Annotated in this window: 18 protein-coding genes; 13 read left to right on the plus strand and 5 right to left on the minus strand. The window is 65.2% G+C overall.

Annotation, left to right across the window (positions count from 1 at the left end; all coding sequences use genetic code 11):
• The first annotated feature begins 100 nt into the window (after positions 1–100).
• Together I6F36_RS32930 and I6F36_RS32935 are read left to right on the plus strand one after the other, a co-directional pair.
• Entirely contained in the window at positions 101–349 is a 249-nt protein-coding gene (locus I6F36_RS32930; protein WP_036006688.1) for a hypothetical protein, read from the plus strand.
• A 79-nt stretch (positions 350–428) separates the two neighbouring features.
• Positions 429–1,913 (plus strand): carboxylesterase/lipase family protein, encoded by a 1,485-nt coding sequence (locus I6F36_RS32935; protein WP_225172911.1) that lies wholly within the window; start codon positions 429–431, stop codon positions 1,911–1,913.
• Between the two features lie 7 nt (positions 1,914–1,920).
• Here the strand turns inward: I6F36_RS32935 and I6F36_RS32940 are convergent, their stop codons facing one another.
• Positions 1,921–2,100, minus strand: coding sequence for a hypothetical protein (locus tag I6F36_RS32940; protein WP_212290232.1), 180 nt, complete (start codon positions 2,098–2,100; stop codon positions 1,921–1,923).
• Positions 2,101–2,255: 155 nt separating this feature from the next.
• Between I6F36_RS32940 and I6F36_RS32945 the strand changes: the two genes are divergently transcribed.
• Entirely contained in the window at positions 2,256–3,050 is a 795-nt protein-coding gene (locus tag I6F36_RS32945; RefSeq protein ID WP_036006697.1) for a class III extradiol ring-cleavage dioxygenase, read from the plus strand.
• Between the two features lie 47 nt (positions 3,051–3,097).
• On the opposite strand, the gene I6F36_RS32950 is transcribed toward I6F36_RS32945, so the two are convergent.
• The 3 genes from I6F36_RS32950 to glgC are packed head-to-tail and all read right to left on the minus strand — an operon-like array spanning position 3,098 to position 6,103.
• On the minus strand, positions 3,098–3,358 hold the full coding sequence (locus I6F36_RS32950) for a SemiSWEET transporter (RefSeq protein ID WP_036006700.1): 261 nt from the start codon (positions 3,356–3,358) through the stop codon (positions 3,098–3,100).
• A 31-nt stretch (positions 3,359–3,389) separates the two neighbouring features.
• Entirely contained in the window at positions 3,390–4,844 is a 1,455-nt protein-coding gene (gene glgA, locus I6F36_RS32955) for a glycogen synthase GlgA (RefSeq protein ID WP_225172905.1), read from the minus strand.
• Positions 4,841–6,103: a glucose-1-phosphate adenylyltransferase gene (glgC, locus tag I6F36_RS32960; protein WP_036006706.1), complete on the minus strand. Its 1,263-nt coding sequence runs from the start codon at positions 6,101–6,103 to the stop codon at positions 4,841–4,843. The genes glgA and glgC overlap by 4 nt, the downstream gene beginning before the upstream one ends.
• 341 nt (positions 6,104–6,444) lie before the next feature.
• Here glgC and I6F36_RS32965 point away from each other — a divergent pair, with 341 nt between their 5' ends.
• Positions 6,445–6,906, plus strand: coding sequence for a hypothetical protein (locus tag I6F36_RS32965; RefSeq protein WP_109144913.1), 462 nt, complete (start codon positions 6,445–6,447; stop codon positions 6,904–6,906).
• Positions 6,907–7,025: 119 nt separating this feature from the next.
• On the opposite strand, the gene I6F36_RS32970 is transcribed toward I6F36_RS32965, so the two are convergent.
• Positions 7,026–8,006 (minus strand): ABC transporter substrate-binding protein, encoded by a 981-nt coding sequence (locus I6F36_RS32970; RefSeq protein ID WP_225172906.1) that lies wholly within the window; start codon positions 8,004–8,006, stop codon positions 7,026–7,028.
• Between the two features lie 64 nt (positions 8,007–8,070).
• Between I6F36_RS32970 and I6F36_RS32975 the strand changes: the two genes are divergently transcribed.
• From I6F36_RS32975 to I6F36_RS33015, 9 genes are all read left to right on the plus strand, one after another.
• Positions 8,071–8,286, plus strand: coding sequence for a hypothetical protein (locus I6F36_RS32975; RefSeq protein ID WP_225172907.1), 216 nt, complete (start codon positions 8,071–8,073; stop codon positions 8,284–8,286).
• A gap of 197 nt (positions 8,287–8,483) precedes the next feature.
• Entirely contained in the window at positions 8,484–9,584 is a 1,101-nt protein-coding gene (locus tag I6F36_RS32980) for an ABC transporter substrate-binding protein (protein WP_225172908.1), read from the plus strand.
• On the plus strand, positions 9,562–10,584 hold the full coding sequence (locus I6F36_RS32985) for an ABC transporter permease (protein ID WP_109144911.1): 1,023 nt from the start codon (positions 9,562–9,564) through the stop codon (positions 10,582–10,584). Before I6F36_RS32980 ends, I6F36_RS32985 begins: the two co-directional genes overlap by 23 nt.
• Positions 10,578–11,375 carry an ABC transporter ATP-binding protein gene (locus I6F36_RS32990; protein ID WP_036006715.1) on the plus strand — a complete coding sequence of 266 codons (798 nt, stop codon included), beginning with the start codon at positions 10,578–10,580 and terminating at the stop codon, positions 11,373–11,375. The genes I6F36_RS32985 and I6F36_RS32990 overlap by 7 nt, the downstream gene beginning before the upstream one ends.
• Positions 11,369–12,541 (plus strand): acyl-CoA dehydrogenase family protein, encoded by a 1,173-nt coding sequence (locus I6F36_RS32995; RefSeq protein WP_225172909.1) that lies wholly within the window; start codon positions 11,369–11,371, stop codon positions 12,539–12,541. The genes I6F36_RS32990 and I6F36_RS32995 overlap by 7 nt, the downstream gene beginning before the upstream one ends.
• Positions 12,542–12,561: 20 nt before the next feature.
• Positions 12,562–13,662: an LLM class flavin-dependent oxidoreductase gene (locus I6F36_RS33000; RefSeq protein WP_225141634.1), complete on the plus strand. Its 1,101-nt coding sequence runs from the start codon at positions 12,562–12,564 to the stop codon at positions 13,660–13,662.
• Positions 13,659–14,597: an ABC transporter substrate-binding protein gene (locus tag I6F36_RS33005; RefSeq protein WP_225172910.1), complete on the plus strand. Its 939-nt coding sequence runs from the start codon at positions 13,659–13,661 to the stop codon at positions 14,595–14,597. Before I6F36_RS33000 ends, I6F36_RS33005 begins: the two co-directional genes overlap by 4 nt.
• Positions 14,598–14,945: 348 nt before the next feature.
• Entirely contained in the window at positions 14,946–15,791 is an 846-nt protein-coding gene (locus tag I6F36_RS33010; RefSeq protein ID WP_225141638.1) for a CmcJ/NvfI family oxidoreductase, read from the plus strand.
• Positions 15,792–15,904: 113 nt separating this feature from the next.
• On the plus strand, positions 15,905–17,061 hold a 1,157-nt coding region (locus I6F36_RS33015; RefSeq protein WP_225141640.1), incomplete at its 3' end, for a Gfo/Idh/MocA family protein.

A 17,061-nucleotide genomic window follows, 5' to 3' on the forward strand; every position in this document is an offset into this window, starting at 1 on the left:
TGCGGCGGCTTCGTGACCGCGCGAATCTTGCGGCACCACACGCACCGCGATGCACAATGGCCGTGATCGCCCGGGGTAATCAGCCATCGTCCTTCTGTGTATGCTTGCGCTTACAAGCCACGCGTACCGCCCGGGCGTCATGACAGAGTTGAGTGAACGCACCAAAGCGAACATGGACGTCGTCCTCGAGCAGACGTGCCGGCAACTGCCGCATGGCGGCGATCACGACAGCCGCAGGTTCATCGCCGAGCGCCTGATCGAGGCGGCGCGGGCGGGACACTCCACGCTCGGCGAGCTCGGCATCGTCGCGCGCCACGCGCTCGCGGAGCTGATTGGCAAAGGCGGTTAGGCTCAAGGTGCGCGAGGGTTGCCTCGCCGACGGCTTCGGACATAACCTGGCAAAACCCTTCATCGAGATCGTTGCGAAGATGCGGGCCCTGCTTGCATTCGTTGCGGCTATTGCAGTCCTGTGTGGTGCCGACCCGGCCGTCGCCCAGCCGGTCGGGCAGTTTCCATTCGCGCTGACCCGTGAAGGGCAGATGCTCGGCGCCGTGGAAGGCGAGGTGGCCTCGTTCAAGGGGCTGGCTTACGCGGCGCCGCCGCTCGGCGCGTTGCGCTGGCAACCGCCGCAGCCGACGACCGAAAGCTCGGAGATGCGCACCGCCTACGAATACGGCGCGCCGTGCCTTCAGCCGGCGCTGCCGGCGGCGAGCGAGGATTGCCTGACGCTGAACGTGTTTCGTCCTTTCGGGGTCGACGGCCCGTTGCCGGTGATGGTGTTCATTCCTGGCGGCGCGTTCGTCACGGGCACCGCGAACGATCCGCTGTTCGATGGCGCCAAGCTGGCGCAGGCGGGCCTCATCGTGGTCACCGTGAATTATCGCCTCGGCGTGCTCGGCTGGCTCTCGCATCCCGCGCTGTCGGACGCCGGCTCCGGCAATTTCGGCCTGATGGACCAGATCGCCGCGCTGCACTGGGTGCACGACAACATCGCGGCGTTCGGCGGCGATCCTGATAACGTCACGCTGTTCGGCAGCGATGCAGGCGCGACATCGATTGCGCTGCTGATGCTGTCCGCGCAAGCGCGCGATCTGTTCCACAAGGCCATTCTGCAATCGGTGCCCGGCCGCGCGCGCCTGCGTTCGGCGGAAGAGGCGGAGGCCATCGGCCGGCTCTTCGTGACCGCGCTTTCGCCGAAGACGGATCTGCGCGCGGTCGAGCCGCGGCGCCTGCTGGCCGCCGAGAAACAATTGCTGGAGACATCGCCGCACAGCTTTGCACCGATGATGGATGGACGTCTCGTGACCGAGGACCTCGCCGCGGGTTTTGTGGCCGGACGCCAGAGCCGCATTCCCCTGATCATCGGCTCGAACGAGGATGAGACCGGCTTGGAGAACGAGACCGCGATCAAGGAGGAGCTTGCGCCGCCGGGCGCGGGCGGCGGCGAATTGCGCAAGCTCTATCCCGATCTCGCCAGACCTTCGGATCTCGCGGCAAGAATTTACACCGACAAGGTCTTTTCCGAGCCGGTGCGGCTGCTGGCACGTCTGCACGCGGCAGGCGGCGCGCCGACCTTTCGCTACCGCTTCGCCTATGTGCCGGAGGCCAGGCGCGCCAATCCGGACGTCGGCCACGGGCGCGAGCTGCAGTTCATCTTCGGTACGGAAGGCGTGCCCGGTGCGGGCATCCTGTCGCGGCGCGACCGCGAGGTCGCAGGCCGCATGCGCGCCTATTGGATAAACTTCGCCCGAAGTGGCGATCCCAATGGTCCCGACCTACATGGTCCCGACCTGCCACGCTGGGACGCAGCCAGCGGCGATCGCCTGCTGCTGATCACGAACGACGGCATCGCGAGCGGCGACGATCCGATCGCGGATCGTCTCGACCGGCTCGCAAATGAGGGCCGGAGATGAAGCGGATTTAAGCCGCGAGCTCGACGCGCGGCGCCGGGCTGAGCCGGTCTTCCTCCAGGTAATCCATCGCGCCGTCCTTCTCGACCGCATAGAATTGCAGGCCATCCCGCGACTTGAAGGCGGCGCGGACGACACCGCGGCGGCCCTTGTCACTGTTGACGACGTCCCCTAGCGCAAACTTCCTCATCGCACGTCTCACTTGTCTTCAGGCCGACTGCTTCGGCCCCGCCGGGGATTCTGGGCGGCAAATCGTTAACGACTTGCTAACCATGCCGCTTTGCCTATGCTCATCGCCGATCGTGCGGACCGCTCGCACGTGCCTGTTGTCAACGAGACGAGCCGATGACGCGACTTCCGACCCTGTTCCTGTCGCATGGCGGCGGCCCCTGGCCCTTCATGGAGGACAGGCGGGTGCAATATGCCAAGACCGCCGAGGCGTTCGCGAACTTGCCGCAGCTTCTGCCCGAGAGGCCGAAGGCCGTGCTGGTCATCACCGGGCATTGGGAAGCCGACGCCTTCACGGTGTCGACCTCGCCGCATCCACCGATGGTCTACGATTATTACGGTTTCCCCGAGCATACCTACCACATCAAATATCCGGCGCCGGGCAAGCCCGAGCTTGCCGCGCAAGTGAAGGCGCTGCTCACGCATGCCGGCCTCGATTGCCGCGAAGATCCCGACCAGGGTTTCGATCACGGCACGTTCGTTCCGCTCGGGCTGATGTATCCGAATGCCGACATGCCGATCGTGCTGCTGTCGCTGAAGTCCAGCTATGACGCGGCCGAGCACGTCAAGGTGGGGCAGGCGATCGCATCCTTGCGCGACGAAGGCATCCTGATCGTCGGCAGCGGCCTGACCTATCACAACATGCGCGGCTTCAACCGTCCGGAGTCCAAGCCCGTCTCGTATGATTTCGAGGCCTATCTGAACGAGGCGATCAGCAACCCCGATGCGGCGCGCCGCAATGCCATGCTGGTCGATTGGGAGAATGCGCCGAGCGCACGCCTTGCACATCCGCGCGAGGACCATCTGCTGCCGCTGATGGTGGCGGCCGGTGCTGCGGGAAGCGACGTCGGACGGCGCGTCTTCGTCGACGAGGTCGCGCATGTGGCGATGGCCTCGTATGTGTTTGGGTAATGATCTCTTCTCCGTCGTCCCGCAAGCGGGGAGAGGCGAAGAAAGCCTCACCCATATCTCAGCTTCATCACCAGAATGCCGCCGGCGAGAACCATGGTGACGGCGTTCGCCGCGACCAGGGGGGCATCGCCTGAAAGCAGGCCGTAGATGAGCCAGAGCGTGAGGCCCAGCATCATGACCAGAAACATGCCGAGAGAAATGTCGCGCGCCGAGCGGGTCTTCCAGACCTTGATGAACTGCGGCGCGTAGGCGACGGTGGTGCAGGTGGCGGCGGCAAAGCCGAGCAGCTTGATCGCGAAGGGGTCCATGTCGGCTCTATAGCATGGATTCGGCTCTGCCTCACGCGCGCGCCGCCATGAGATCGCGGTACAGCGAGGCATAGTCGCCGGCGCGATTACGCCAGGAGACGTCGGTCGCAAGGCCGCTGCGTTGCAGGCGGCGCCAGGTCAGCTTGTCGTGGAAGGCGGTGTTGGCCTTGCGCAGCGTGCCGGCGAGGGCATCCGCCGTCACGGGGGCGAATTTGAAGCCGGTGGCATCGTGGCCGGACGCGTCGGCCTCGCCGATATCGACGATGGTGTCTTCGAGGCCGCCGACGCGCGAGACGATCGGCACGGCGCCATAGCGCAGCGCGCAGAGCTGGGTCAGGCCGCACGGCTCGAAGCGGGACGGCACAATCAGCGCGTCCGAGCCGGCCTGGATCAAATGCGCGAGAATCTCGTCATAGCCGATCACGACGCCGATCCGGCCCGGATTGGCGCGGGCCGCGGCCTGGTAGCCATCCTGCAGATCGCGGTCGCCGCTGCCGAGCAGCGCGAGCTGCATGCCTTCGCGCAGGATGGTCGGGATGGCCTCCATCAGGAGATCGAGCCCCTTCTGCCACGACAGCCGGCTGATGACGCCGAGCAGCGGCGCTTCGTCCGAGGAATCGAGGTTGAACTGCTGCTGCAGCACCGCCTTGTTCGCGGCCCGGAAGGTCAGGTCTTCCGCGCCGAAGCGGTAGGCGATGTGGGGATCGGTTTGCGGATTCCAGACCTCGGTGTCGATGCCGTTGAGGATGCCGCTCAGCACGCTCGATCGTTCACGAAGCAGGCCGCCGAGGCCCATGCCGCCTTCGTCGCTCTGGATTTCCTTCGCGTAGGTCGGCGATACCGTGGTGATGCGATCGGCAAGGCGCAAGCCGGCCTTCAAGAAGCTGATGCCGCCGAAATATTCCAGTTCGTTGACGTTGAAGGCATGCCAGGGCAGGCCGATCGATCCGATCAGCTCAGGGGCGAACTTGCCCTGGTAGGCCATGTTGTGGATGGTCATCACGGTGCCGGGCCGCGGACGATTGTCGTAGTGCAGATAGGCCGGCGCGAGCCCCGCCTGCCAGTCGTGGGCATGCACGACATCGGGCACGAAGGCCGGCACGAGGCCGTGGCCGATATCGGCCGCCACGCGCGACAGCGCGGCGAAGCGCGCGCCGTTGTCCGCCCAGTCGACGCCGTCAGTGGTGACATAGGGGTTGCCCGGCCGCGCATAGAGATGCGGCACGTCCAGCACGAACAGATCGAGCCCGGCATGCGAGCCCGCCAGCAGCCGGCCGGGGCCGCCGAAATAATCGGGCCAGCGCCGCAGTTCCTCTGTGCCGGACAAAAGGCGCATCACGTCGGGATAGCCCGGCAGCAAGCTGCGCATCTCGACGCCATGGGCCTTCAGCGCAACCGGGAGCGCGCCGGCGACGTCTGCGAGGCCGCCGGTCTTGACGAGGGGATAGACTTCAGAGGCGACCGCGAGGACGCGAACAGGCGTCATGTATTGAGCCTGTCGATCATCGGCTGGGTGATCAGCGAGATGCCCTGCTCGGTGGTGCGGAAGCGCTTTCCGTCGAACTCGGGATCCTCGCCGACGACGAGCCCTTCCGGGATCTCGACGCCGCGGTCGATCACGACGTTCCTCAAGCGGGCGCCGCGGCCGACACTCACGTAAGGCATGATCACGGCATTCTCGACATTGGCGTAGGAGTTGATGCGCACGCCGGTGAACAGCAGCGAGCGGCGCAGCGACGCGCCGGAGATGATGCAGCCGCCGGAGACCAGCGAGCTCACCGCCTGGCCGCGCCGGCTCTCCTCGTCATGGACGAATTTCGCCGGCGGCGTGATCTCGGCATAGGACCAGATCGGCCAGGCTCGGTCGAACAGGTCGAGCTCGGGCACCACGTCGGTGAGGTCGATATTGGCGGCCCAATAGGCGTCGACCGTGCCAACGTCGCGCCAATAGGCGCGAGTGTCGCTGCCCGAGCGGACGCAGGAGGTCGAGTACTGGTGCGCCATGGCGCGGCCGTTCTTGACCAGGTAGGGAATGATGTCCTTGCCGAAATCGTGGTTCGAGTTCGGGTCCTCGGCATCGCGCTTGAGCTGATCGAACAGGAATTTCGCGTCGAACACGTAGATGCCCATGCTGGCGAGCGAGACGTCCGGCTTGCCCGGCATCGGCGGCGGATCCTTCGGCTTCTCCAGGAACTCCTGGATCCAGCCGTTCTCGTCGATATGCATGATGCCGAAACCGGAAGATTCGGTCCGCGGCATTTCCAGGCAGCCGACGGTGACGTCGGCGCCGCTCTCGACGTGCTGGCGCAGCATCACCTCGTAGTCCATTTTGTAGATGTGGTCTCCGGCCAGCACGACGATGAAGCGGCAGGCGTGGGATTCGATGATGTCGATGTTCTGGTACACCGCGTCCGCCGTGCCGACATACCACATGCTCTCGGAGACGCGCTGGCTGGCGGGCAGGATGTCAAAACTCTCGTTGCGTTCGGGGCGGAAGAAGTTCCAGCCCATCTGAAGGTGCCGGATCAGGCTGTGCGCCTTGTATTGGGTCGCCACCGCGATACGGCGGATGCCGGAGTTCACCGCGTTCGACAGCGCGAAATCGATGATGCGGGACTTTCCGCCGAAATAGACCGCCGGCTTGGCGCGGCGGTCGGTCAGCTCCAGCAGGCGGCTGCCGCGTCCTCCGGCCAGGACAAACGCCAGCGCCTGACGGGCAAGCGGCTCGGGTCTCGCGGCACTCATGTGATCCTCCCACAACTCTGGCGCTCGCGAGAAGCCTCCCGGCCGCGCACATTGGAACCGATAGTAATGGCACGAATAGTAAATCGTGAAGGTGGTTGTTGGTTGCGAATGCACGGGAAGCTTAATGCCTTGCCGGGGTGATCGGGCCTCAGCCACCGTCGCGCGGCTGTCACAGGCGATGACGTCGCCGGGCACCGGTTGATCAGAACGGAGGCAAGCGTCTTGTGCGGTGCACGCAAACTCCAGGCTTTGAAATTCAATGCTTTGACTTGGCGCAAGGATGTCCGATCATGACGCTGCGATCCTTTTTCCAAGCGAAAGGTCAGACAGGGAGTAGGACGATGAGGATCTGGAAGACGGCGATTGCCTGTTCATTGGCCGGGGTGGTCATGGTGGCCCAGATCGGGCAGGCCACGGCGGCCCCGATGCCGACCAACGTTGCGACGATGAAGGCTGCGGCCGGTGACAATGTCACACCGGTGCATTGGCGCGGCAGCGGCTGGGGCTTTGCCCTCGGCGGTCTCGCAGCCGGCGCGCTCATCGGCGGCGCCATCGCCGCGGGGTCTCCTTACGGCTACGGCTATTATGGCCGGCCCTATTATGGCGGCTACGGCTATGGATATCCGGGCTACGGCTATGGTTACGCCCCCGCCTATTACGGCGGCTACGGCTACGCACCGGTCTATCCGCGATATTATCGGCCGTACCGTCCGTATTACAGCTATGGCTATTATCGGCCGTACCGGGTCTATCACCGCCCGTTCGGTGTCTATCCCCGTCCCTACTACCGCGCCTATTGGTGAGCACCGCGCGGCTAGAATGACAGCCACACGATCAGGCTCATGCATGCAACATGCATGAGCCTGATCGCGGCGAGATGCAATGGCGGGCTTGAGGTGAAGCCTGTGCATCCCGCCGTCCCCTAATTCGATCCCGCGGCCGCAGCCGTGAATCTGCGGTCGACGGCTTTGCTGACGTCGAGCTTCTTCGGCAGGATGCCGTAGCGCGTCGCGCGGTCGGAGGCTTCCTGCACCTCCTTGACCACGTTCTCGTCGATCACGATCGGGCCGGTGCGCTGCGCGGTGTAGGCCGACAGCAGCACGTCCTCGGGCAGCTTGGTCAATTCGGCCGTGTTCTTGGCGTATTCGGCGACATGGTCCAGCGACCACAGTCGCGCCTTGTTCAAGCGCTGCACCAGATCCTGCACCGCCGCGCGCTTGGTGGCGATGGCGTTGTCGGAGGCGACGATGAAGGTGATGGTCGGCGTCAGCCCTTCGCCGTTGGCGATGACGCGAGCCTTGTCCTTCAACGTCGCGAACGAGACGTAGGGCTCCCACACCGCCCAGGCGTCGATCGAGCCGGCGAGCAGCGCGATCTTGGCATCGACCGGGCCGAGCGGCGCGAAGGTCGCATCCTCCAGCTTGATCGCTGCCTTCTCCAGTGTCGCATCGATCAGGAACTGGCCCCAGCCGCCGCGTGTGCCGGCGAGCCGCTTGCCCTTGAGGTCGGCCGCCGATTTGATCGGCGAATCCTGACGCACCAGGATAGCCTGCGTCTTCGCATCCGAGCGCGTGCCGCCGATCGCCTTGATCGGCGCGCCCGCGGCATAGACCGAGAGGAACGAGAGATCGCCGGTGTAGCCGACGTCGAGCGCGCCGGCATTGAGCGCTTCGAGGATCGGCGCGGCCGCGGGGAATTCCGACCATTCGATTCTGTAAGGCAGGTCCTTCGCATAGCCGGAGATTTCGAGCAGCGAGCGATTGCCGCCCTTCTGGTCGCCGACGCGCAGCACGACAATGTCGGCGGCGAGCGATGCGGCAGCGGTCGATAGCGTGATGGCGGCGGCGAGCAGCGAGGTGGCGAGCCGGCGTGTGATGGAATGGTCGTGAGAGTTGATGCTCATTGGATCCGTCTTGTTGCGTTGCTCACGATGCGTGAGCGAACGGTGCAGCGACACGATCAAGTCTATGAGCGCGCGGTACGCCGTCAATGAAATGGCCAACCGTATTGTGCGCGCTTCAGGCAATGACGTTTCAGCGGAGCGCTGCTTTCGAGAATACACAGCGTGCACGGCCGAACTGGACAAGGACGCGGCAGTCAAGGGCGTCGCGCTTGAACTTGAACGCCCATGCATCTGCGAAAATCCTTTCATCGCTCCCGCATGCGCGGGTGGAGAGAAATGACTTTCCTGCGCGCAACATTCGAAAATCCATTTCATTGACGATGCCGCGAACGCGCCGCATGATTTGCGCATCGCATCAACGTGGCGCGGGAAGCGCCGACGGAACAATTTTCTCTCAACGCAGCTCCGCACGGAACATGCGCAACGCGACCCGTTGCGCACGAGGCGGAGCCGTGCCAGCGCAGGAGCCAGGGGCTGATGAACAACGACAACCAGCGCAGCGGATCGAAACTCGACCGGCGCCACATGCTTCAGGCAGGGCTTGCCGCCGCTTTCGCGGCGCCGCTCGGCGCGCTGGGTGCGCAGGCCTTCGCACCGCGCGCCATCGCGCCGGGTGTCGACTTCCCCGAGTTTCCGCTGTGCCGCACGGCCTCTGACGCACCCGCGCTCACTGGCGCGCCGCGCAAGCTGAAGCTGTCGTGGAATGCCGGCGCCGTCTGCCTCGCGCCGGTGCCGGTCGCGATCGAGCACGGCTTCTTCAAGAAGCATAATCTCGACGTCGAGCTCGTCAACTATTCCGGCTCGACCGACCAGCTGCTCGAGGCCATCGCGACAGGCAAAAGCGATGCCGGTCTCGGCATGGCGCTGCGCTGGCTGAAGCCCCTGGAGCAGGGTTTTGACGTCAAGATCGCCGCGGGCACCCATGGCGGCTGCATGCGGGTGCTGTCGCGCACCGATTCCGGCGTCTCGAAGCTGACCGACCTCAAGGGCAAGATCGTCGCGGTCGGCGATCTCGCCGGTCCCGACAAGAACTTCTTCTCGATCCAATTGGCCAAACTCGGCATCGATCCGGTGAAGGACGTCGACTGGCGCGCCTATCCCGGCAATCTGCTCAACGTTGCCGTGGAGAAGGGCGAGGTGCAGGCGTTCCTGTCGTCCGATCCGCTCGCCTATCTCTGGCTCAAGGACACACAGTACAAGGAGGTCGCCTCAAATCTCGATGGGGAGTACCGCGAGAAGAGCTGCTGCATCCTCGGCCTGCGCGGCTCGCTCGTGCGCGAAGAGCCTCAAGTCGCGCGCGCCATCACCCAGGCGCTGCTCGATGCTGCGATGTTCACCGCGCAGAATGCGACGCTCGCGGCGAAATCGTTCCAGCCCTATGCGCCGAAGGCGGCGACGCTCGCCGATATCGAGGGCATGGTGCGCTACCACACCCACCATCATCATCCCGTCGGCGAGATCTTGAAGCGCGAGCTCAAGGCCTACGCCGACGACCTCAAGAGCGTGCAGGTCTTCAAGCAGAGCACCGACACCGCCAAATTCGCGGAGCGCATCTATGTCGACGTATTCGCTGTCTGACGGCCTTGCCTCGGGCGCGCCGCGCACCTCGCGCGTGCCGCTGCTGGCGAGCTGGATCCGGGAGTCCGGCGCCGGCGTTCTCGCCAGCGTCGCCTGGATCGCCCTCGGCCTGTCCTGCCTGTGGTGGCAGGATGTCGGCGATTGGTCGCGCACGCATTCACTCGGCATCGCCGCCTTCATCATCGCGGCGCTCGCGCTGTTCGGCACCGTCGGGGCCGACTATCTGGGATCGGCAGGACAGGCGCTGCACAAGCGCGCGCCATGGCTGGTCGCGCTCGGGGTGTTCCTGACGGTGTGGGAGGTCGCGACGGCAAAATTCGCCTGGCTGCCGCTGCCGTTCTTCCCGCCGCCGCAGGCGATCATCGAGGTCTATACCGACGATCTGCCGAAGCTGCTCGACAGCGTCCTTGCCTCGATCAAGCTCCAGCTCGGCGGCTATCTGATCGGCGCCACGATTGGCTTTCTAACCGGCGTCTCGATCGGCTGGTCGCGCGCGGTCGGTTATTGGGTGCATCCGGTGCTGCGCTTCATCGGCCCACTGCCGGCGACCGCCTGGCTGCCGATCGCCTTCTTCACCTTTCCGTCGAGCTGGAGCGCCTCGACCTTCCTGATCGCACTGGCAACGGGCTTCCCGGTTACCGTGCTGACCTGGTCGGGCGTCGCGAGCGTCAGCAACGCCTATTACGACGTCGCGCGCACGCTGGGGGCAAAGCCTTCGTTCCTGGTGCTGAAGGTCGCGATCCCGGCCGCGTTGCCGCACGTCTTCGTCGGCCTGTTCATGGGGCTCGGCTCGTCCTTTGCCGTGCTCGTCGTCGCCGAGATGATCGGCGTTAAGGCCGGGCTCGGCTGGTACCTGCAATGGGCGCAGGGCTGGGCCGCCTACGCCAACATGTATGCAGCGCTGATCGTGATGTCGCTGCTCTGCTCCGGCGCAATCACGCTGCTGTTTGCGATCCGCGATCGCCTCCTGGTCTGGCAGAAGGGGACCGTCAAATGGTAGCCACAGCTCTCGCCGAAGCGGTCACGCATCCGGCCACCGGCGCCGCGCTCGATATCGAGCAGGTCAGCCACGCCTTCGACATCGACGGGACCGAGCTGCCGGTGCTGAGCGACGTCAGCATCTCGGTCGAGCCCGGCGAGTTCGTCGCGCTGCTCGGCCCGTCCGGCTGCGGCAAGTCGACCTTGCTGCGGCTGATCGCCGGCCTCGACAAGCCGAAGGCGGGAAGGCTGCGGGAGGACGAGGAGCGCATCAGGAACCCGCATCCCTCGCGCGTCGTCGTGTTCCAGGATCCGACCCTGTTTCCCTGGCGGTCGGTCTGGGACAACGTCGCCCTGGGCCTTGAGGCCCAGGGCATTTTGAGGAGCCAGCGCCAGCGCGTCGATGACGCGCTTGACCTCGTCGGGCTTTCGCCGTTCCGCAACGCCTATCCGCACCAGCTCTCCGGCGGCATGGCGCAGCGCGTCGCGCTGGCGCGGGCGCTGGTCAACGATCCCAAGATCCTGATCCTGGATGAGCCCCTGGGGAAACTGGACTCGCTGACCCGCATCACCATGCAGGCCGAGCTCGTCGCGCTCTGGCAGCGCAAGGGGTTCACCACGCTGCTGGTGACGCATGATGCGGAGGAGGCGCTGGTGCTCGCCAACCGCGTCATCGTGTTCAGCGATCGTCCCGCGCGGGTGAAGGCCGATATCCGCGTCGACCGTCCGTATCCGCGCCATCGCGGCGATCCGTATCTGGCCGACCTGCGTCGCCAGATCCTCGGGCTGTTGGGGTTAGATGCCACATGGTGACCTCCATAGCCAAGGGCCGCACGGCTCACAGCGAGCCCGACTACATCGCCCGCGCAGCGACGCTTGCCACAAGCTTTGCGGCGCGCGCGGCCGAGCACGACCGGCTCGGCAGCTTTCCCTTCGAGAATTTTCGCGAGCTCTCGGAGGCAGGCTTGCTGTCTCTGACGGTGCCGGCGGTTCATGGCGGCGCCGGTGCCGGCGCGCGCTATGCCGCGCGCGTGCTCGGCATTCTCGGCAAGGCCGATCCGTCGACCGCGCTGGTGCTGTCGATGCACTACATCAATCATCTCGAGATGGCGCGCAGTCCGAACTGGCCGGCGCGACTGTCGCGCAAGCTCGCGCGCGAAAGTGTTGAGGGCATCGCGCTCATCAACGCCCTGCGCGTGGAGCCGGAGCTCGGCTCGCCTGCGCGCGGAGGGTTGCCGGCGACGATCGCGCGGCGCACCGAAACCGGCTGGCGCCTCTCCGGCCACAAGATCTACTCGACGGGATCGCCGATCCTGAAATGGTACCTGGTCTGGGCGCGCACCGACGAGGCGGAGCCGCGCGTCGGCCAGTTCCTGGTGCTGGCGGGCCTGCCGGGCACGCGCATCGTCCAGACCTGGGACCATCACGGCCTGCGCGCCAGCGGCAGCCACGACGTCATCTTCGACGACGTCGTGGTCCCGCTCGATGCCGAGGTCGATTTGCGCAAGCCGGCGGACTGGCGCACGCTCGACGTTACGCAGCAGACTGTGCACACCGTCTTCATCGCCGCGATCTACGACGGCGTTGCCCGCGCCGCGCGCGACTGGCTGATCAATTTCCTGAAGCAGCGCGTGCCTGCCAGCCTCGGCGCGCCGCTGGCGACCTTAGCCCGCGCGCAGGAGATCGTCGGGGCCATCGAGGCGCGGCTTGCGGTCAACGCACGTTTGATCGACACGGCTGCCCGCGACTTCGACGATGGCGTCGATCTCTCTGCCGGTGAATCCAACGTCATCAAGCTGACCGTGACCAACAACGCCGTTGCCGTCGTCGAGGACGCGCTGTCGTTGACCGGTAACCACGGGCTCAGCCGCGCCAATCCGCTGGAGCGGCATTATCGCGACGTGCTGTGCGGCCGCGTGCACACGCCGCAGGATGATTCCACGCGCATCGGCCTCGGCCGCCTCGCACTCGGCCTCTAGGGATCAACAGGGAGACGATCATGTCGATCGAGTTCATCGGCTTCATCAGCAACAACAATTCGTCCGAGACCATCGTCCGGGAAGGACCGGTGCTCAATCCGACCCATATCGAGACGGTGGCGAAGGCGCATGAGAATGCCGGCTTCGACCGCGCGCTGCTGGCGTTTCATTCGACCTCGCCCGATGCGCTCCAGGTCGCCCAGCACGTGCTCAATCACACCGAGAGGCTCAACGTGCTCATCGCGCAGCGGCCCGGCTTTACCGCCCCGACATTGCTGGCGCGGCAGTTCGCCGTGCTCGACCAGTTTTCCCGCGGCCGCGTCGCGCTCCATGTCATCACCGGCGGCAACGCCACCGAACTGCGGCAAGACGGCAACACGCTCGACGACAAGGACGAGCGCTATGCCCGCACCTCTGAATTCCTCGACGTGCTCAAGCTGCAATGGAGCAGCGACAAGCCGTTCAGCTACAAGGGCAGGTACTACCAGGTCGAGAACGCCTTCTCGCAGGTGAAGCCGTATCGCCCCGAAGGCATCCGCGTCTATTTCGGCGGCGCCTCGGATGCGGCGATCGACGTCGCTGGCAAGCATGCCGACACCTTTGCGCTGTGGGGCGAATCCTACGCGCAGGTGCGCGATATCACCTCGCGCGTGCACAACGCCGCGGTGCGGCAGGGGCGGCCGACGCCGCGCTTCAGCCTGTCGGTGCGGCCGATCATTGCACCGACCGAGAAGCAGGCCTGGGAGAAGGCGGAGGAAATTCTCGCGCGCGCCACCGCGCTCCAGGACAAGACCGGCTATCGCAAGCCCGCTGACGGGCATGCCACCGCCGGCGCACGGCGCCTGCTCGCGCTCGCCGATCAGGGCAGCCGCATCGACAAGCGGCTCTGGACCGAGATCGCAAAGCTGACCGGCGCCAACAGCAACACCACGGCACTGGTCGGCACGCCCGAGCAGGTTGCGGAGGTCTTCGGTGACTATTACGATCTCGGCATCAGCCATTTCCTAATCCGCGGCTTCGATCCGCTGATCGATAGCATCGAATACGGCCGGGAGCTGATCCCGCTGACACGCGAGCTGGTCGCCAAGCGCCAGGCCGTTCGCGGCGAGGCCGCAGAATGATCCGCCTCATGTTGGCCGGCGCGCTGCTGTTCGCTTCGTTCGAAGTCGCAGCTGCGCAAACCACGCTCCGTGTCGGGGACCAGAAGGGCAATGCGCAGGCCGTGATGGAAGCGGCCGGCGTGCTCAAGGACGTCCCCTACAAGATCGAGTGGAGGGAGTTTCCGGCGGCCGCGCCGCTTCTGGAAGCGCTCAGCGCCGGCGCGATCGAGACCGGCCTCGTTGGCGATGCGCCCTTCACCTTCGCCGCCGCGTCGGGCGCGCCGGTGAAGGCGATCGCTGCTATCCGGCAGACGCGCGAGGGGCTCGCCATGCTCGTGCCCGAGAATTCGCCGATCAAGAGCTTTGCCGATCTCCGGGGTAAGAAGATCGCGACCGGCCGCGGCTCGATCGGCCATCAGCTGATCCTTGCTGCGCTGGAGAAGAACGGCTGGAGCGCGAACGACGTCCAGATCGCGTTCCTGGCGCCGTCCGACGCCAAGATCGCCTACACGCAAGGCTCGGTCGATGCATGGTCGACCTGGGAGCCGTATGTGAGCCAGGAGGAGGTGCTGTTCAAGTCGCGGCGCGTCATCACCTCGGAAGGGCTGACGCCGGGGCTGAGCTTCCAGGTAGCGCGGCCCGACGCGATCAGGGACAAGCGCGCCGAGCTGACCGATTTCATCCGCCGCCTCACGGCGGCGCGGGCCTGGTCGCTAAACAATATCGACAGCTATGCCGCGACCTGGGGCAGGTTGATGAACATCCCCACCGCCGTGCCGCAGAACTGGCTGTCACGCGCCAAGATCAGGATCGCGCCGATCGATGACGGCGTGGTCAAAGACGAGCAGGCGACGATCGACCTCTATCTCCGCTGGGGCCTGATCAAGCAGAAGCTGGATGCCGCGGAGATCGTCGATCGCTCGTTCACGGACGCGATCGCGAAGGTGGGGTTGTAGCCTTTACGCACACTCTCGTGTCCCGGACGCGCTGCAGGGCCGTCGTCATTCCGGGGCGCGACGAAGTCGCGAGCCCGGAATCCATTCTTGGACGGACATTGCGGCTCGATGGATTCCGGGCTCGCCCTTCGGGCGCCCCGGAATGACGATTGTGGGTGTGAGAGCTTACGAGTCACTCAAGCATTCGTGAAGCGGGACGAGCACGTTCCAGCACAATCGCCTTCTTCGAAATATTCCTTCTGCATTCTCTCCGCCCGACAACAGCAGTATTGCTATTTGCACCGCAGCTCTTGCGCCACGGCGGGCTCCTGCAGAAATCAGTCCGACGACCACATCGGGAGACCGGCCATGGGCCTGCAAGAAACAAAAATCGAATCGCTTCCCTTCGTCACCGCCGAACTCAATTATCTCGCACCGATCGACGGCAAGCCGCGCACCTACGCGTTCGATCCGCCGCCGGGTGAGCCGAAAACCACCTCGCTGCCGGAGCCGCATCAGGTGCCGATCTTCGATGCGCGGCTGATCGCGCAGAACTTCTCGCTGGATCGCGAGGGCTTTGCGTTGGTGCGTCATCCGACCCAGGTGAAGGATTTTTACAACGACGAAGAAATCCGCAGCGTCTACTATCCAGCGGTCGAGGCGTTCCTGCGCGCGACGCTGAAGGCCGACCGCGTCGTTATCTTCGACCACACCGTGCGCAAGCGTGTCGAAGGCGCGCCGGATATCCGCGACGGCGGCCCGCGTCAGCCGGCCACGCGCGTCCATGTCGACCAGACGGCAATCTCCGGCGCCAACCGCGTGCGCGAGCATCTGCCTGATGAAGCCGACGAGCTGCTGAAGGGGCGCGTGCAGGTGATCAATCTGTGGCGGCCGATCGGCGGTCCCTTGCGGGATTCACCGCTCGCCATGGCCGACGGCACCACGGTCAAGCCGGAAGACCTCGTCGCTTCCGACCTGATCTATCCCAACCGCCGCGGCGAGACCTATTCGGTGAAATACAATCCGAACCACCGCTGGTTCTATTTCCCGGAGATGACGCCGGATGAGGCGCTGCTGCTGAAGTGCTACGATTCCGCAACCGACGGCCGGACCCGTTTCGGGCCGCATACCGCATTCGTCGATCCGACCACGCCGGCCGATGCTGCGCCCCGCGAGAGCATCGAAGTCCGCACGCTGGTGTTCCACCGGCAGTAACAACGTGTGATGGCCCTGCCGGGTCCATGCATCATGGGCGCGGGCGTCGTTCAGGTCTCGGTGGATTAGGCGTCCGAGCGCGCTATAGTGCCGCCCAATGCAAAGGGGGCGCTATGACAAGGATCAGGGTAGGACTCGTCGGCTGCGGCTTCGTGTCGGAGTTGCACATGTATGCGTTCCGGCGCGTCTATGGCGTTGACGTCGAGGTCGCGGCGGTTGCTGCCCGCGGCGACAAGGTTGTCGCGTTTGCCGGGCATCACAATATCCCGCGTGTTTACCGGAGCTTCGCCGAGCTGATCGCCGACCGCGATCTCGACGTCGTCGACATCTGCACCCCGCCCAATCTTCACGCCGAGATGATCGTCGCCGCCATGCAGTCCGGCAAGCACGTCATCTGCGAAAAGCCGTTCGCCGGCTATTTCGGCCGCGAAGGCGATCAGCAGCCGATCGGCAAGCACGTGCCGAAGGCGCTGATGTATGAACGCGTGATCGAAGAGATGGACAGGACGCGGGCCGCGATCGAGCGCACGGGCAAGCTCTTCATGTATGCCGAGGACTGGATCTACGCGCCGGCCGTAACCAAGACCGCCGAGATCATCAAGGCGACCAAGGACAAGATCCTGTTCATGAAGGGCGAGGAGAGCCATTCCGGCTCGCACGCCGCGCATGCCGCGCAATGGGCGATGACCGGCGGCGGCTCGCTGATCCGCATGGGCTGCCATCCCCTCTCGGCCGTGCTGTATCTGAAGCAGGTCGAAGCCAAGGCGCGCGGCGAGCGCATCCATGTGGCCAGCGTCACCGGCGATGTCGGCAACGTCACCGCCGGGCTCAAGCCGGAGGAGCGCAGCTACATCAAGGCCAATCCCGTCGATGTCGAGGACTGGGGCACGCTCACCGCCACTTTCTCGGACGGCACCAAGGCGACGGTGTTCTCCGGCGACATGATCATGGGCGGCGTGCGCAATCTGATCGAGACCTATACGAGCGGCGGCTCGCTGTTTGCCAACATCACGCCCAACAATCATCTGATGAGCTATCAGACCAGCGAGGAGAAGCTCGCTTCCGTCTACATCACCGAGAAGGTCGACCGCAAAACCGGCTGGCAATATGTCTGCCTCGAGGAGGAATGGACGCGCGGCTATTTGCAGGAGATCCAGGACTTCATGGAATGCGTCGCGACCGGACGCCAGCCGCTGTCCGACCTCGCGCTGGCCTATGAGACGATCAAGGTGAACTACGCAGGATATTGGGCGGCGGAGGAGGGGCGGCG

Origin of the sequence: Bradyrhizobium sp. BRP19 (genome assembly GCF_020194195.1) — a bacterium.
In the GTDB taxonomy this organism is placed as follows: Bacteria; Pseudomonadota; Alphaproteobacteria; order Rhizobiales; family Xanthobacteraceae; genus Bradyrhizobium; species Bradyrhizobium yuanmingense.

Excerpts from the sequence above, each read along its gene's own strand:
- I6F36_RS32980 (WP_225172908.1), top strand. The coding sequence starts at position 8,484 with ATGAACAACGACAACCAGCGCAGCGGATCGAAACTCGACCGGCGCCAC.
- I6F36_RS32945 (WP_036006697.1), top strand. The coding sequence starts at position 2,256 with ATGACGCGACTTCCGACCCTGTTCCTGTCGCATGGCGGCGGCCCCTGG.
- I6F36_RS32995 (WP_225172909.1), top strand. The coding sequence starts at position 11,369 with ATGGTGACCTCCATAGCCAAGGGCCGCACGGCTCACAGCGAGCCCGAC.
- I6F36_RS32940 (WP_212290232.1), bottom strand. The coding sequence starts at position 2,100 with ATGAGGAAGTTTGCGCTAGGGGACGTCGTCAACAGTGACAAGGGCCGC.
- I6F36_RS32965 (WP_109144913.1), top strand. The coding sequence starts at position 6,445 with ATGAGGATCTGGAAGACGGCGATTGCCTGTTCATTGGCCGGGGTGGTC.
- I6F36_RS33000 (WP_225141634.1), top strand. The coding sequence starts at position 12,562 with ATGTCGATCGAGTTCATCGGCTTCATCAGCAACAACAATTCGTCCGAG.
- glgC (WP_036006706.1), bottom strand. The coding sequence starts at position 6,103 with ATGAGTGCCGCGAGACCCGAGCCGCTTGCCCGTCAGGCGCTGGCGTTT.
- I6F36_RS33010 (WP_225141638.1), top strand. The coding sequence starts at position 14,946 with ATGGGCCTGCAAGAAACAAAAATCGAATCGCTTCCCTTCGTCACCGCC.
- I6F36_RS32935 (WP_225172911.1), top strand. The coding sequence starts at position 429 with ATGCGGGCCCTGCTTGCATTCGTTGCGGCTATTGCAGTCCTGTGTGGT.
- I6F36_RS32970 (WP_225172906.1), bottom strand. The coding sequence starts at position 8,006 with ATGAGCATCAACTCTCACGACCATTCCATCACACGCCGGCTCGCCACC.
- I6F36_RS32985 (WP_109144911.1), top strand. The coding sequence starts at position 9,562 with ATGTCGACGTATTCGCTGTCTGACGGCCTTGCCTCGGGCGCGCCGCGC.
- I6F36_RS32975 (WP_225172907.1), top strand. The coding sequence starts at position 8,071 with ATGAGCGCGCGGTACGCCGTCAATGAAATGGCCAACCGTATTGTGCGC.
- glgA (WP_225172905.1), bottom strand. The coding sequence starts at position 4,844 with ATGACGCCTGTTCGCGTCCTCGCGGTCGCCTCTGAAGTCTATCCCCTC.
- I6F36_RS32990 (WP_036006715.1), top strand. The coding sequence starts at position 10,578 with ATGGTAGCCACAGCTCTCGCCGAAGCGGTCACGCATCCGGCCACCGGC.
- I6F36_RS32930 (WP_036006688.1), top strand. The coding sequence starts at position 101 with ATGCTTGCGCTTACAAGCCACGCGTACCGCCCGGGCGTCATGACAGAG.
- I6F36_RS32950 (WP_036006700.1), bottom strand. The coding sequence starts at position 3,358 with ATGGACCCCTTCGCGATCAAGCTGCTCGGCTTTGCCGCCGCCACCTGC.
- I6F36_RS33005 (WP_225172910.1), top strand. The coding sequence starts at position 13,659 with ATGATCCGCCTCATGTTGGCCGGCGCGCTGCTGTTCGCTTCGTTCGAA.